Annotated in this window: 12 protein-coding genes; 8 read left to right on the forward strand and 4 right to left on the reverse strand. The window is 37.8% G+C overall.

The window, feature by feature from the left end; genetic code table 11:
• Positions 1-79 precede the first annotated feature (79 nt).
• Positions 80-916: a DUF368 domain-containing protein gene (locus tag AC5KOD_RS12215; RefSeq protein WP_496914849.1), complete on the reverse strand. Its 837-nt coding sequence runs from the start codon at positions 914-916 to the stop codon at positions 80-82.
• Between the two features lie 340 nt (positions 917-1,256).
• Between AC5KOD_RS12215 and glpK the strand changes: the two genes are divergently transcribed.
• The 4 genes from glpK to AC5KOD_RS12235 all read left to right on the forward strand — a co-directional run bounded on the left by glpK (position 1,257) and on the right by AC5KOD_RS12235 (position 6,592).
• Positions 1,257-2,753, forward strand: a complete 1,497-nt coding sequence (gene glpK / locus AC5KOD_RS12220; RefSeq protein WP_496914850.1) for a glycerol kinase GlpK — start codon at positions 1,257-1,259, stop codon at positions 2,751-2,753.
• A 160-nt stretch (positions 2,754-2,913) separates the two neighbouring features.
• Positions 2,914-3,363 carry a MarR family winged helix-turn-helix transcriptional regulator gene (locus AC5KOD_RS12225; RefSeq protein WP_496914851.1) on the forward strand — a complete coding sequence of 150 codons (450 nt, stop codon included), beginning with the start codon at positions 2,914-2,916 and terminating at the stop codon, positions 3,361-3,363.
• Positions 3,350-4,786 (forward strand): MDR family MFS transporter, encoded by a 1,437-nt coding sequence (locus AC5KOD_RS12230; RefSeq protein WP_496914852.1) that lies wholly within the window; start codon positions 3,350-3,352, stop codon positions 4,784-4,786. The genes AC5KOD_RS12225 and AC5KOD_RS12230 overlap by 14 nt, the downstream gene beginning before the upstream one ends.
• Positions 4,787-5,254: 468 nt before the next feature.
• Positions 5,255-6,592, forward strand: a complete 1,338-nt coding sequence (locus AC5KOD_RS12235; RefSeq protein ID WP_496914853.1) for a glycoside hydrolase family 18 protein — start codon at positions 5,255-5,257, stop codon at positions 6,590-6,592.
• A gap of 135 nt (positions 6,593-6,727) precedes the next feature.
• Here the strand turns inward: AC5KOD_RS12235 and AC5KOD_RS12240 are convergent, their stop codons facing one another.
• From AC5KOD_RS12240 to AC5KOD_RS12250, 3 genes are all read right to left on the reverse strand, one after another.
• Positions 6,728-8,002, reverse strand: coding sequence for a hydroxymethylglutaryl-CoA reductase, degradative (locus AC5KOD_RS12240; protein WP_496914854.1), 1,275 nt, complete (start codon positions 8,000-8,002; stop codon positions 6,728-6,730).
• Positions 8,003-8,026: 24 nt separating this feature from the next.
• On the reverse strand, positions 8,027-9,202 hold the full coding sequence (locus AC5KOD_RS12245; protein ID WP_496914855.1) for a thiolase family protein: 1,176 nt from the start codon (positions 9,200-9,202) through the stop codon (positions 8,027-8,029).
• A gap of 72 nt (positions 9,203-9,274) precedes the next feature.
• Positions 9,275-10,447: a hydroxymethylglutaryl-CoA synthase gene (locus AC5KOD_RS12250; RefSeq protein ID WP_496914869.1), complete on the reverse strand. Its 1,173-nt coding sequence runs from the start codon at positions 10,445-10,447 to the stop codon at positions 9,275-9,277.
• 475 nt (positions 10,448-10,922) lie between these two features.
• On the opposite strand from AC5KOD_RS12250, the gene AC5KOD_RS12255 reads away from it, so the two are divergent.
• The 4 genes from AC5KOD_RS12255 (at position 10,923) to AC5KOD_RS12270 (ending at position 15,905) form a co-directional block, all read left to right on the forward strand.
• Positions 10,923-12,431 carry a DUF1846 domain-containing protein gene (locus tag AC5KOD_RS12255; protein ID WP_496914856.1) on the forward strand — a complete coding sequence of 503 codons (1,509 nt, stop codon included), beginning with the start codon at positions 10,923-10,925 and terminating at the stop codon, positions 12,429-12,431.
• 432 nt (positions 12,432-12,863) lie between these two features.
• Positions 12,864-13,382 carry a hypothetical protein gene (locus tag AC5KOD_RS12260; RefSeq protein WP_496914857.1) on the forward strand — a complete coding sequence of 173 codons (519 nt, stop codon included), beginning with the start codon at positions 12,864-12,866 and terminating at the stop codon, positions 13,380-13,382.
• A gap of 15 nt (positions 13,383-13,397) precedes the next feature.
• Positions 13,398-14,039, forward strand: coding sequence for a DUF5105 domain-containing protein (locus tag AC5KOD_RS12265; protein ID WP_496914858.1), 642 nt, complete (start codon positions 13,398-13,400; stop codon positions 14,037-14,039).
• A gap of 150 nt (positions 14,040-14,189) precedes the next feature.
• On the forward strand, positions 14,190-15,905 hold the full coding sequence (locus AC5KOD_RS12270) for an ABC transporter ATP-binding protein (RefSeq protein ID WP_496914859.1): 1,716 nt from the start codon (positions 14,190-14,192) through the stop codon (positions 15,903-15,905).
• Positions 15,906-15,967: the final 62 nt, after the last annotated feature.

Consider the following 15,967-nt stretch of genomic DNA (forward strand, 5'->3'; position numbering starts at 1 on the left):
AGTGTATTTTTAAGAAAAAATTAAAAGAGAAGAAAAAAATAATGCCAGAATCAATTGATTCAGCATTATTTTTATTAGATTAGTCATTTTTATATTGTTCTTCTAAACGGCTCATCCACCACCCAAGAGCAGCACCAGCAAGACATAGTACAAAGCTTGCTACATAGTTAGCTAATGTAAAGGTACTATAGTCAGTTGGAATAATCATGATAGTTGAGGCAAAGACAATGCCGAGAATAAAGTGAAATAACTTGGCATAAGCCTTACTAAAAATGTAATCCATTACTTTTGAGAGTGATAGAACACAGGCTAGACCACCAATAGCAATAGGGATAATTACGCCAAAATCGACTGTCTTGATGCCATCTGACATCGCTTTGTACATCCCCATATATACTAAGAAGTTAGAGGGACTTAAGCCTGGAACAATAATCCCAAGGCCGATAAGTGCTCCTGCAATCATCCAAGTGAAAAAGTTTTGTTCAACACTACCTGAGAAAAGATTTTTACCATAAAGAAGAAAAATCAAACCTAAAACAAATGTCACGCCCATAATGATGATATCTGTAGTCGAGCGCCCGTGCTTGCCTGCTTCTTTCCAAAGAGTTGGCACAGTACCGATGATACATCCAACGAAGAACCAGAGAATGATACTCTCATAATTACCTAGAAGAAAACTGACAGCGAAAGATAAAAGGAAGACTCCGGTTAAACCTCCTAATCCAACGGGAATGAAAAATAAGACATTTTCTTTAAAGTTTTTTGTGATATGAGCAAGAAATGAAATAATTCGCTCATAAATTCCGAAAACAGCGGCTAATGCCCCTCCGCTAATACCAGGTAAAATAAAACCAGAACCGATAAACATGCCTTTGATAAAGCGCAAAAGCCAATCTTTGATACTACTGTTAGCCATTAAGATACTCCTTTTCTAATTAAAACTATGTGTTTTTGATGAAAGATAATGCTACAGATTGCTCGAATAATGACAATTATGAATAAAAAGATCAATCAATGTAATTTTACTATTCTTTTCAAGTGAGTTCAATAGAAGGAAAGTAGATAGTCGATTTTTGAGTGTAAATAATAATTAAAGGCTAGAGGGGAAAATCATGCTTTGCTAGAAATGTCGCCAATTTTGTGATACATTTCAGAGACTAATTATAGTATTATTTAAGTATAGATAGGTAAATGAAGATAGGTAATAAATGAGGAAATAGTAAGGTGAGCTTGAGTGTAAAGAGAGGATGAGTGAGATGAGTAACGAGCGCTTTATTTTAGCAATTGATCAAGGAACAACTAGTACTAGAGCTATTTTATTCAATAAAAAAGGTGAGGTTCATCACACGGCACAGAAAGAGTTTACTCAGTATTTTCCAGAACCGGGCTGGGTGGAGCATGATGCAAATGAGATTTGGCTGACGGTTCAAACAGTGATTGCCTCAGTGCTAATTGAGTCTGACACACGGCCTCAACAGGTCGAAGCTATTGGGATTACTAATCAAAGAGAAACAACGGTCATTTGGGATAAAGCAACGAGTGTCCCCATTTATCATGCCTTAGTTTGGCAGTCTCGACAGACTAGTCAAATTGCTGATCAGCTCATTGCTGATGGGTATGAAGAGTTGATTAGTAAAAAGACTGGATTACGTGTTGATGCTTATTTCTCAGGAACTAAAATAAAATGGCTATTAGATAATGTCGAGGGAGCACGTGAGCGGGCTAAAAAGGGTGAGTTATTGTTTGGTACCATAGATTCATGGTTGATTTGGAAGCTAACGGGCGGCTCCGTCCACGTTACAGATTTTACAAATGCCTCGCGAACGATGATTTATAATATTCATGAATTAAAATGGGATGATGAACTTTTAGCCCTACTAGATATTCCAACTAACATCTTGCCAGAGGTTCGACCATCTTCAGAAATTTATGGTAAAACGGTTAGTTATCATATGTTTGGTCAAGAAATTCCGATTGCTGGTGTTGCGGGAGATCAACAAGCAGCTTTATTTGGTCAAAACTGTTTTGAGGCAGGATCGATTAAGAATACTTATGGTACAGGTTGCTTTATTTTGATGAATACTGGAAATAAACCAATCCATTCAGAGCATGGCTTGGTTACAACTATTGCAGCGAGCATTGGTAAAGAGGTTCAATATGCATTGGAGGGGAGTGTGTTTGTGGCTGGTTCGGCCATACAGTGGTTGCGCGATGGTTTGAGGATGTTTGAAAAAGCGTCTGAAACAGAGGGCTTTGCTTCAAAAATAGAGTCATCAGATGGTGTGTATGTCGTGCCGGCTTTTGTGGGGTTAGGTGCTCCTCACTGGGATTCTGACGCAAGAGGCGCGATTTTTGGGTTGACCCGTGGGACGTCCAAAGAAGTGATGATTCGAGCAACTTTAGAGGCAATTGCGTATCAAACCAAGGATGTTATGGAAACGATGCTTCAAGATTCAGGGATGCCTATTACAAGTATGCGAGTAGATGGTGGAGCAGCTAAAAATAATTTTCTTATGCAGTTTCAAAGTGATATTTTGAATCTTGAGATCAGCCGCCCTAAAGTTAGTGAAACGACGGCATTAGGAGCCGCTTATTTAGCTGGCCTTGCGACAGGATATTGGCAAGATCTTAAGGATATTCAAAAAAATTGGCAATTAGACCAAGAATATTATCCAAACATGGAAGAGACAGAAAGAGCAACTTTATATGAAGGCTGGAAAAAAGCTGTGACAGCAACCCGAACATTTAAATAGAGACGTTAGAGGATCTGGCAAAAGTAAGAACGACTTCGGCCAGGTCTTTTTGATTATTATGCAATTACTTTGACATTTAAATAGAAGACGCGTATATTTTTAAAAGTTAATACTTCGTAACCGAATGATTCGGTTGGGAATAGAAAAGGAGTAATACATAGTGAACGAATCGTTGACTCGTGATATTTTATTGTCCCTTAGAGAATTAAGAAAAGAGACACACGCTCTATTAGAAGAGCAATCGCAAACATATAACATTTCAATGACACAATTGTTTATTTTAGACATGTTGGATAAACAGCCTCAGATATCGCTACATGAGTTGGCTAAGTTAGTAAATCTGAGTTCTAGTACGACTTCAGAAGTTGTTGAAAAAATGGTTAAAGCAGATTATGTCAAACGAGAGCAAAGTCAAAAAAGTCGGCGAACTTTAGAATTGTCATTGACTGTTTGTGGTGAAGAAACATTGAGAAAAACTTATTCAGGTTACATTCAAGAATTTGCTGTATTGGCAGAGATGGATGAGGCACAATTACAAGCCTTTTATGAGACACAGCAAGAGATTATTCAGTTATTGAAACAAAGGAGAAGTGTGCGTGGGGAAAAGTAAAACAGGAAATCAAGATATAACGGTATTGGTTATTTTATTATTTGGAACTTTTTTAAGCTTTTTAAATCAAACATTAATGAATGTTGCATTGCCGAGTATAATGAGAGATTTTGACATTACAGCCGCTCAAGGTCAATGGCTATCAAATGGTTACATGCTTGTAAGTGGTGTCATGATACCGGCAACTGCTTTCTTGATAGATCGTTTTAAAACACGTCATCTATACTTGACTTCAATGATTGTTTTTACATTAGGAACATTATTGGCATCACTTTCTTTAAATTATCCAATGCTGATAGCTGGTCGTATGATTCAAGCCTTGGGAGCGGGGCCGATAAGTCCATTGATGACGGTCGTAGTAATGAACATGTTTCCGATTGAAAAACGCGGAAAAGCAATGGGGTTCATCGGTTTGGCAATGAACTTTGCACCAGCAATTGGTCCAACTCTATCAGGATGGATTGTGCAGTCTTATAGTTGGCGGTCGATTTTCTTAATTGTTTTGCCGCTAGCTGTCATTAATACTTTTGTTGCTTTTTTTGTTTTAAAAAATTTTGGTGAGCAACGGTTTCCAGTGTTCAATTTTACTGGAATCCTTTTATCAACGATTGGCCTAGGTAGCTTATTACTTGGTTTTAGTAATGCTGGTGATAAAGAATGGGGAACATTTGATGTTGCGGGTTATATATTAATTGGATTAGTTGGAACTGGTTTATTTGTTTATCAACAATCTCACATAAAGACCCCGCTTTTGAACTTTTCAGTCTTTAAAAGCAGACTCTTTACTATTTCTACAATGACTAACTTCGTGGTGATAATGGGCTTGTATGGTGGGATGATTTTATTACCAATCTTTTTACAAAATGTCCAGGGGGTTTCGCCAATGACCTCGGGCATGGTTTTATTGCCTGGAGCTCTAATAACCGCTTTTATGTCGCCAGTAACTGGGGCATTGTATGATAAGATGGGAGCCAAATATTTGAGCTTTGTTGGGTTATTGATTTTAACTTTTGGTACCCTGATGTTTACATTTATTTCAGCAGAAACTAGCTTGCCTTACTTAGCCAGCATGCAAGCTATTCGTTCATTTGGTTTAGCTTTGGCCTTGATGCCTCTGCAAACTGAAGCACTTAATGCGTTATCGTTAGAGCTTATGGCCCATGGTTCTGCCATGTATAATACCATCCGCCAAATTGCTGGTTCCCTTGGAACAGCTCTTCTTGTGACTGTAATGAGCCGTGGAACTGTTGATTTTTCTCAAGCAAATCCAAGTGAAACTATTCAAACTGCGACAATACACGGCATTCAAGTGGCCTATGTCGGTGCTACAATCATTACTTTTATTGCGGCTGGCTTTTGTTTAATGTTAAATACACCTAAAAAAGATCATCTCCAAAGCCTGACACATCTGCGGGAATCATAGTAAAGAGTTGAAATAAAGAGAAAAATTATTTTAGGGGGAACTGTGAATGATGTTTCTTTACCTTGTGCACTATATTTAGATAAGATCTCCTTCATTTCTAAGGTCTAAAGGACAAAGAAATGAGGGGGATTTTTGGCGAGTATTAATTCAGTATGCATAAAATAAGTGGAGGGAAATACTTTTGTTTGTTCTTTTTTTTATTTGGCTTAAATATGTTAAATAAAGTAAAAATAGAGAAAGAAGCAGAGCTTTTCTTAATTCTTATTAAACCTAAATTGCTAATTTATCCAAAGTTTATCTAATATTTAAGGTGGAAGACGTCTTGTGAAGCGATAATTTTGATAAAAAGGTGAGAATTGTATATGATATAAAGAGGTGAAATTATTAAAAAAAGGGGATTTGTTTTACTAAAGCTTAGCAGATAAATTTATAGAAATCGTGCGGCGTACGGTTTATAAGGAGTAATGTATGATAAAAAAGCATATGGGGCTTAAATGGTGTATCTTAGTATTGATAGGTATGGGGCATCTTTTAGTATGGGGGCGTCCTGTTCAAGCTATAGCAGCAGAGACTGCTATGCGAGTTATTGGTTACTTACCCGACTATGATACGAAAACTATGGATAGTACCATTGATTTCAAACAATTGACGGATGTCAATTATTTTGCGGTCGTACCACAAACAAATGGAACATTAAGTTTTACCGAAAGTGGAAGTCCTGAACGTTTAAAAACACTTGTTACAAAGGCTCACAAAGCAAATGTTAGAGTGGGAGTTAGTATAGGCGGTTGGGGGTTAAGTGATAATTTTGTAGCAGCGACTTCAGAGGCCAATCGTTCTAAGTTTATTGAAGAAATAATAGCTTTTGCCAAGACGTATCAATTAGATATGATTGATATTGATTGGGAGTACCCAGAGGAATCGCAGGCAGATCAATATGTCGTATTCATCAAGAGTTTAAATCAGGCTCTTGGAGAAAAAACGAGTTTATCAATCTGTGTGCCGACTGGAGTTGCTTCGAGTGGTCGAGCCACAGGAAAGTGGGAAAATCATTTTAAACCAGAGGCGCTGAGAGAGGCGGACTGGGTTAATATTATGGCTTATGATGCTCAAGTTCCAGGAACGCCTCACCATTCGCCAGTTGAGTTACAAAAGAATAGTTTGAATTATTGGAACGATTTGATGGGTGGCGACCAGATTAGGAAGTTAGTTGGGGGAATCCCTTTTTATGGTAAAGCTGAAAGTGGCGAGGTTCTGACCTATAGTAAAATTGTGGCAGATGCAACAGGTGTACCAACAAGTGATGCAGTTGAGGTTGCGGGATTGACTTATTATTTTAACAGTAAAGCGACTGTTAAAAAAAAGGTCCAAGACACAATTGATATTGGGGCACTTGGGGTTATGATCTGGGCTCCGACACAAGACACAGAAATAAAAAGTTCTAATCGTTTGATGTCAGTGGTTATCAATACATTTGAAGCCAATAATATTTTACTGGATCGAACAGTACTGGCACCCAAAGTAGCAGACGAATCGACTGCTAAATCATTTAAATGGCTATTGTTGGTAATGGTCGTTATACTTGTCGGTGTCGGGGTTCTATTGTTTAACGGCTACCTACTTGAAATTTTTCCCAAAACGGTCAGAGGAAAAAGAGTTCGTCGGGATAATCTCGCTAAAGGGGTAAGCATGGTAGTATTTTTATTAGCGGCTATTTTATTTTTATTTGTTTTATTACCACCACTTCTTGCCAGCGGGGCCGGTATAGCTTTGTTGATAGTACTATATATTATAATGCGAGACTAATTAGCGGGCGAGAGAAAAGTCATTTTCCTCGCTCATTTTCATAAAGCAGGACAAAAAAGAGTGATGTGAGTTTTATTTGAGGATAGCAGCAAAATAGAGAGGAAAATCATCCGTTGATGACTTTCCCCTCTATTTTTATCCTCGGATTTTGGCTAATAATTCGCTAGCAATCGTCGAATTCATGGCAGGTTCTTTTCTTAAAAGTTCTGCTAAAAGTTCAACTTCTTGGTTAATGGCACCAGCATGAATTGCCAAAGACTTGGCGTGCAAGCTCATATGACCTTTTTGAATTCCATCGCTCACTAGGGCTTTTAAAGCCGAAAAATTTTGTGCTAAACCGACAGCAACTACAATTCGAGCTAGATCAGTAGCAGATTGACAGTTTAATAGTTCTAGATTAGCTTTGGCCATCGGAAGTACGCTGATAGCGCCACCGATAGTTCCAACTGGCATTGGCAATGTCAGTTTACCAACTAATTGCCCTGTCTCTGATAATTGCCAGCTAGATAAGCTGCTATATTGGCCTTTACGACAAGCGTAGGCATGAGCTCCAGCTGCAATAGCGCGTGCATCATTGCCTGTAGCAATTAGTACCGAGTCGATCCCGTTCATGATTCCTTTATTATGAGTAGCAGCTCGGTAAGGATCGAGCTGGGCATAACGGGTAGCAGCTACAAGTCGCTCAGCTAAAAGCTGACCATCCATAGTTGCTGTGGTCAAACGTTTAGGGTCGACTGTGCAAGTAGCAGTAACTAATGAATGATCGTTAAAATTACTCAAAATACTCATCAGGCAATTTGCTTCTAGCCATTCTTCTACCATAGGACGACAGCCTTCTAAAATAGTGTTAACAATGTTGGCACCCATGGCATCTTTAACATCAACAATTAAGTGAATGGTTAGAAATTCTGCCTGACCGAGTTCGTTAGTAATGATTCGGGTCTCAATATCAGTAACTCCGCCACCCCGTTTGACAATAGAGGGATGACTTATCGCTGCTTGAGCAATTAATTCTGGTTTTCGCTGCTCAATAAGCTCTTTGGCGGCAGCCACATCAGTAAGTCCTTCAATGATTAGCTGACCAATAAGCCCTCGTTCATTGATTGTAGTCGTAAAACCTTTGGGACTCATAAACTTCGCTCCATTGCTACAAGCAGCAATTACAGAAGGCTCCTCGACAACCATTGGTACGACAACTTCTTGCTCGTCGATGATAAAGTTTAAGGCGACTCCCATTGGTAAAGGAAATTGAGTCAATTGATTTTCAATTAAACTGTTAGCAACAGTCTCATCTAAGGGCGTGTTATTTGTGAAAAGTGTTTTGGTATCTGCTGATATAAAATTAGCCTCTTCCAAAAGAGCTAGCCTCTCTTCGCGACTTTTGGTATAAAATTTAGAAAAATGACTCATGATCGACCTCCATTAATTGTCTCTTTAGTTAATAGGACGCTCAACACTTAAAGCAAGACCGATTCCACCACCTACACAAAGAGAAGCAATCCCACAGTGTTTATTTTCTCGTTCTAAAGCATAAAGTAAAGTGGTCAAAATTCGCGCACCAGAAGCACCTAATGGATGTCCAAGGGCAATCGCACCACCTGTAATATTGACTTTTTCTGATGGTAAGTTTAAATCGCGTGCTACAGCAATAGATTGTGAAGCGAAAGCTTCATTAATTTCAAATAAGTCAATATCTTCAACTGTTGTCTGCATTTTTTCTAATAGCTGCTTAATTGCATAATATGGTGCATATCCCATATAACTTGGATCATTGCCAATTTCACTGTAGTCTCCAAGAGTAGCCAGGTAAGAAAGTCCCTGAGCTTCTGCCTCCTCTTTTGCCATTAATACGAGAGCCGAAGCGCCGTCGTTGATTGTTGAAGAATTTCCAGCGGTGACCGTTCCGTTTTCTTGAAAAACAGTGGCTAATTGACCCAAACGTTCTAAGGTACTGTTAGCACGAACTCCTTGATCTTGAGAGATTAATTGCCCATTTGCTAATTTAACTGGTGTAATTTCCTTGTCAAAAAGTTGTTCTTTTTGAGCCTTTGCGGCTTTAAGTTGTGATTCAAGCGCATAACGATCTTGATCCTCACGAGAAATATGATACTTTTCAGCAACAGCTTCTGCTGTGGTGCCCATAGGCAATTGACTAAAAGCATCGGTCAGTCCATCATTGAACATCGAATCAATCATTGAATCGGGCGTAGTTTCTTCATCTCGTCCTAGTCTTTTGTGTAATAATGGTGCTTGTGACATATTTTCAATGCCACCCACTAAAACCGCATCTGCAATTCCAAGCTGAATGGCCTGTGCTCCTAAAATCACTGATTTAAGTCCAGAGCCACAAACTTCGTTAATAGTCATAGCTGGTGCAGTTTGAGGGACACCTAAATTTAGACCAATCTGACGAGCTGGATTTTGTCCACATCCAGCCTGTAACACTTGACCTAAAATAACTTGCTGAATTTGTTCAGGTGCAAGGTGTGCCCGTTCAATAGCGGCTTGACCAGCGGCTATTCCTAATTCAACCGCAGATGTCTCATTAAAGACGCCACGGAACTTTCCAATTGGTGTCCGTACGGCACTTAAAATGACAACTTCACGCATAATATTCCTCCATTTCGATTGTTAATCCTATCTAGTAAAAACGAGAGATGACATGTCGTCTCTCGTTTTTACTTAGTTGCTTTTTCGTTGATAATGACGTTGGTGTTCGCTGATACTATCTAAATAAATAGCGGCTTGATCGAATCGACTGCTAAAGGTTTGCGATGATCCATCAGTAGGCAGACTCTCATTAAAGACTTCCTCATACTCAGCAATTGTAAGCTCATGACGATCAGCAAATAGAGCAGTATGCAAATCTGTATTTAGATGTTTTCTGAAATTTTTAGCAAGCTTGCCACTGAAAAATTCTCCAACTGCGCCAGAACCATAGCTAAATAAACCAATCCGATCACCGGCTTGCAGTGTGTTTTGAAAATCAAGGAGAGAACAGAGACCCAAGTACAAAGAACCTGTATAAATATTGCCGATATCTTTAGTGTAGGCTGTACTGTACTGATAATTTTCAATTAGTCGTTTCTGAGTCTCTTCCGAAGCGGTATCTAAAATGGTATTGAGAGCTTTTCGTCCCATTTTGGAGTAAGGAAGATGAAATGTAATGGCAGTGAAATCTTCTAAAGTTAAGCTAGTTCGTGCGGAATATTCATGCCAAATACGTTGGAAAAAATCGATATAAGCTTCGTTAGAATACTTGCCGTCAACGATAGCATTATCTGAATACGTTGGGCGCCAAAAATCAAAAATATCTTGACTCATAGCAACGGACTCTTCTTCTAAAATCAAAATTCGAGGGTTCTCAGCGATAACCATCGCTACTGCACCAGCTCCTTGAGTAACTTCGCCAGCCGTTTTTAAGCCGTAGCGAGCAATATCTGAGCCAATTACTAGCGCTTTTCGTCCAGGGTTAGAGGCGATGTAATCGCGTGCCATCATGAGTCCAGCAGTGGCACCATAACAAGCCTGCTTAATTTCAATTGAGCGAGCAAAAGGTTGAATGCCCAGTAGTTGGTGAATAATTACTGCACCAGATTTAGAATAGTCGATCGCTGATTCGGTTCCCAAAATCACTAAATCGATGGTTTCTGCCTCTTCAGGTGTTATTAAAGGTAGAGCTGCATTAGCTCCCATAGAAACGGTATCTTGAGTAATTGGATTAATTGACATCTTATTTTGGCCAATCCCAATAGTAAATTTATCAGGATCAATCCCTCTTGCATCAGCCAGCTTCACTAAGTCTAGGAATAAACTTGGCGTGAAAAAGTTCAATTTATCAATTCCGATGTTCATTAACTTCACTACTTTCATTAGTTATTCCTACATTTATTTAATGGTAGGTATCAAAAGATTTCATCTTAGAGTTTAACATATCGTGACAAGATTAGTTAGCGGAAATGGTTAATTTAATCAATCTTTAAAAAGAAAATAAGGGAGATATAATAGAAGATAACATGTGAAAAAGATTACTAATTGTTTTGATTTTGAAATATGTACGTATTTTTCCTCTACTCTAAGGCCATAAGCTTGAACATAAAATATGAGTGAGCGACAACCAGACTAATTATGAGCTGGGATTAAAAGAAACTATGCAAAAAATAATAATAAACTGATGAAAAGCTTTTTCCCTATTGAGAGAAACGGTTTTATCGTGTAGTGGCTTAAAAGTGGTGGCTAAGATTTTAGTAGAAATAGGTTGGCAATTAGTCAGAATAGTTTATAATGGGTAAAGGTAAAAATGAAAAGAAAGCTTATCGGAGGTCCTGACATGAAGAAACTTGGATTTGATCCACAGAAATATATTGAAGAACAATCAAAGTATATTCTTGAACGAGTGAATGATTACGACAAATTGTATCTTGAATTTGGCGGTAAATTAATTGGCGACAAGCACGCTAAACGTGTTCTACCAGGGTTTGATGAGGACGCCAAAATCAAATTATTACAACGGTTGAAGGATCAAGCTGAAATAATCATCTGTGTATATGCAGGAGATATTGAGCGCAATAAGATTCGTGGAGATTATGGCATTACTTATGATATGGATATTTTGCGTTTAATCGATGAGTTAAGAGGGTATGAATTAGCGGTTAACAGTGTTGTCATTACTCGTTATAATGGCCAACCATCAACAAAACTTTTCATTAATAAGTTAGAACGTCGTGATATAAAAGTCTATAAGCATAGTGCAATTGAAGATTATCCAGCTAATATTGATAAGATTGTGAGCCCTGACGGCTTTGGAAAAAATGAGTACATTCCAACAACTAAACCAATTGTTGTGGTGACAGCTCCAGGCGCAGGAAGTGGAAAACTGGCAACTTGTTTAAATCAGCTCTATCATGAAAATTTACAAGGACGCAGTGCTGATTATTCTAAATTCGAGACTTTTCCAGTTTGGAATATCCCATTGAAACATCCTTTAAATATTGCCTATGAGGCTGCAACAGTTGATTTGAAGGATGTTAACATGATTGATTCATTCCACTATGAAAAATATAAGCAAGTGGCAGTTAATTATAATCGGGATATTGAAACATTCCCTGTCATTAAACGCATTATTGAGCGAATTACGGGAAAAGAATCCGTGTTTCAATCGCCGACTGATATGGGCGTTAACCGTGTAGGATTTGGGATTACAGATGATGGTGTTGTGCAAGAAGCCTCTAAACAAGAAATAATTCGTCGTTATTTTGCGACTGAAAATGACTTTAAAAAAGGGGTAGTTGAGGAAGAAATTTTAAATCGAATGAAATTGATCATGGAAGAGTTGGAGCTTAAACAGGAAGATCGGGTTCCTGTTTCACCTGCTCGTCTTTATGCGGAAAGTCGTCTTGATCTGACTGAGAGCAATGAATTGCCTGCTGTAATTGCTTTTGAATTAAATGATGGGCAAGTGATTACGGGGCGTACTAGTAACCTAATGGATTCTTGTTCGGCAGCTATTCTAAATTCAATCAAGACGTTAGCGAATATTTCTGATGAGATTTTACTTTTATCACCTGTTATTTTAGAGACTATTCAAAAATTAAAAGTTAATGACTTGAATAGTCGCTTAACAGCGTTGAATGCTAATGAAGTATTAATTGCTTTAGCCATTAGCGCAGTGACAAATCCTACAGCTCAATTGGCTTACGAACAACTGTCTCAATTAGATGGTGTTCAAGCACATTCAACAGTTATGTTAAATAAAGATGATGAGCAAACTTTGCGTAAACTTGGCGTAGATGTCACTTGCGACCCAGTTTATCCGTCAGAGAATTTGTATTATTTATAGTCATAAATTAAAAAATTCATAGAAAAAGACTTACACAAAGGGACGTCCAGAAAAATTGGCTCTCCAAACGTGTAAGTTTTTTTGTTAAGCCACCTCAACAAATCTGACGTGCCTTACCATACTAGATATTTTTAATGTGATTGCGCGGAAAGTGGCTTTTCCTTTTACGCTGAGAGTAAGTTAGAAGATTAATTATTAGATTGGAGTCAATTATTGAGATGTTTACTATGTGTTGAAAGTAAAGACACAGAATAGGGACTACTTATAATGAGACGGTTTTTTAATAGGTTATAGATAATCAGTAAATGAGAAAACAGTAAGAAAATTCGAAAAAACAACAATTAATATAACTATTGTCTTATGATTAGTAGTAGCTAGAGGTTATTTAATACTAGTGATGGAATTGTGTAAACAAATTAGGAGATGAAGCAAATGAGAAAAATAGGAATTATGGCAATAGCAGGTGTTATCGGCTTAGGTTTAGCAATTAATGGTATGACGGAAACTGCTGAAGCAGTTGCAAAAGAGTCAATAATTGAAATGAAACAAGCCATTCGTAATGAGCGAATTCAAATAAAATTAGAAGTAATTCGCCAGAAGGCCGGTGAAGAAGTTAAAAATAAAGTAGCTGAAAAAATTAAAGCTAAAGAAGCTAAAGTGGCTGAGCAAAAAGCCGCTGCTGAAGCACAGAAAGCAGAGGCGCAAAAAGCACAAGCAGCTCAGGTAGCAGAGCAAGCAGCAACGGAACAAGCCGCAGTTCAACAAGCTCAACCTCAAGCAGATGCGTCAAATCAAGCAGTTGATACGACATCAGGAGCAAGTCAAAGTGGTCGCGAAATTGGTGAACGAAACCGAGAATATGGCCAACAATTAAGTGATCCAAACTTGTCACAAAGCGATCGTCAACAGATCATTCAAGAGAAAAAAGATTATAATCGGAGTCGTAGATAGTTAGGAGAAATAAGGTTGAAACGGAAATTACAGTTAGGGTTGATCATTAGTTTGTCATTTGTTCTGGTGGCTTGTAAGAAACCAGTGGACGCTAAAGAAGCAGCAACCGTACTTGTCAACGGACTTGTCTATAATAAAGAGATTGATAAAATGAAACAAGATTTTACTTATGAAGGTGCAAGTTCTAAAAAAGAAGCAACATCAACCATTGTGGCTGAGCTAAAAGAATCTTTTGCTTTGGATGAAAGTTATGATGCCCAACTACAGGAAATTGAAGATTCTTTGACAGCTAACTTAAAAGAACAAACATCATTTAAAGTAAAGGTCGAAAAAGAAAGTAAAGGCAAGGCTAAGGTTAAGATAGCGGTTATTGGGTTAGAAGAATTATCTGATGAGCAGTTAACTAAATCGTTGGAAACCGAGCTTGAGAAAAAAATGGCTGATATATCTGCTGAAACAACAGATGAGCAAATTAATGGAATGGTCAATCAAATCAGTGTTAGCACTATGACTACAATGATTAAGGAGCAACAGCCGAAAAAAGAAGCGGTAATAGTTGAGCTTGATTTAATGGCAGATGCAGAGGATAAAAGTAAGTGGGTTATCCAAAATGAGGACAAATTTATTACGGATATATTTGAAGCTTTTGGCCAATAAATAAGACAGTGATAGATATTTTTCAAAATATAACTAGTAAGTTCTTAGTGAGAAGACAAACTTGTCTGTTCTTTCTTAAGAACTTATTTGTTTTTCCTTTACATCTCTCTAGATCTTTGCTTAACTAATTAATTAGGGAGGAGTGTTTAAATGTTAAAAAGATTTATGAGTTACTACAAGCCCTATAAGGGGCTGTTTATATTAGATTTTAGTTGTGCGATTATTGCGGCTGCGCTGGAATTAGCTTTCCCGCTCATCGTAAATCATGTGATTGACAAAATCATGCCGAAAAATGATTGGAACTTAATTATTACGGCATGTTTGTCTCTATTATTTTTTTATGTGGTAAATACGGGATTGCAATATGTGGTGGTAACATTTGGTCATATGCTGGGAGTTAATATGGAAACAGATATGCGTCGCGATTTATATGCCCATCTACAGCGGCAGCCTTTTGGTTACTACGATAATCAAAAAACTGGAAAATTGATGAGTCGTTTAACCACCGATTTATTTGAAATTTCAGAGGTAGCTCATCATGGGCCAGAGGATATATTTATTACTGTAATGACACTTGTAGGAGCTTTTGTGATTATGCTAAATACTCACGTTAAGCTAGCGATTGCAACAGCAATTTTAGTTCCATTTATCACAATCGCTCTCGTCTTTTTTAATAAAAAGATGACACGAGTGAATACTGATATTTATAATAATTTAGGAGAGTTTAATGCTGGAATAGAAGCATCTGTCAGTGGTATCCGAGTCGTCCAAGCATTTGCTAATGAAGAGCATGAGGCCTCTAGGTTCGAAAAACTTAATCAGAATTACCGTCAATCCAAACTAGCCTTTTATAAAGTGATGGGAATCAGCTCAGCCTATAATTATTTACTCATACGGTTAATTAATCTTTTTGTTCTTTTCTTTGGGGCTTATTACGTGATTAATGGTGAGATTACTAACGGCCAATTTGTAGCATTCATTCTTTTGTCTAATGTGTTTGTGCGACCAATTGAAAAAGTTAATAATATGATTGAGAGTTATCCGAAGGGGATCGCAGGCTTCAAACGATTTATTGAGGAAATTGATAAAGAACCTACTATTAAGGATCGGTCGGATGCCCAAGAAGTTAGTGAATTGGCAGGGAATATTAGCTATGAAGAAGTATCGTTTGCTTATCAAGATTCAACCAAAGTATTAACAGATATTTCTTTGAGTATTCATCCAGGTGAGACGGTTGCTTTTGTTGGCCCGAGTGGTTCTGGAAAAACAACTTTATGCAATTTATTGCCTCGTTTTTATGAAGTGACATCTGGCCGAATTACGATTGATGGTATTGATATACGAGATATGACACTTAATTCTTTACGTGAACAAATTGGGATTGTTCAACAAGATGTCTTTCTTTTTCCAGGAAGTTTGCGTGAAAATGTTGCGTATGGCAAATTGGAAGCAACGGAAGCTGAAATTTTACGAGCAGTAAAACTATCTCATTTGGAAAAAGTGATTGATAATTTACCAGAGGGCTTGGATACAATAGTAGGCGAACGAGGTGTAAAACTTTCTGGGGGACAAAAACAGCGAGTTGCAATTGCTCGTATGTTCTTAAAAAATCCACCAATTTTGATTTTAGATGAAGCTACTTCTGCATTAGATACTGAAACAGAGCAAGTGATTCAGGAGTCGCTATTCTCCCTGTCTGAAGGACGAACGACAATGATTATCGCCCACCGTTTGGCTACTATTAAGCATGCCACTCGGATTGTGGTGGTCAATGAGAAGGGGATTGTTGAAGAAGGGACTCACGAAAGCTTAATGGCTTTAGGAAAAGTTTACAAAAATTTATATGATGCACAATTTAGGGAATAAACGAAAATAACTATTTAAGAGGGGCTAGATTTAATCAAAAAGCTCCTCTTTTTTTGTCTTTT

This window comes from Vagococcus sp. WN80Y (assembly GCF_059621045.1).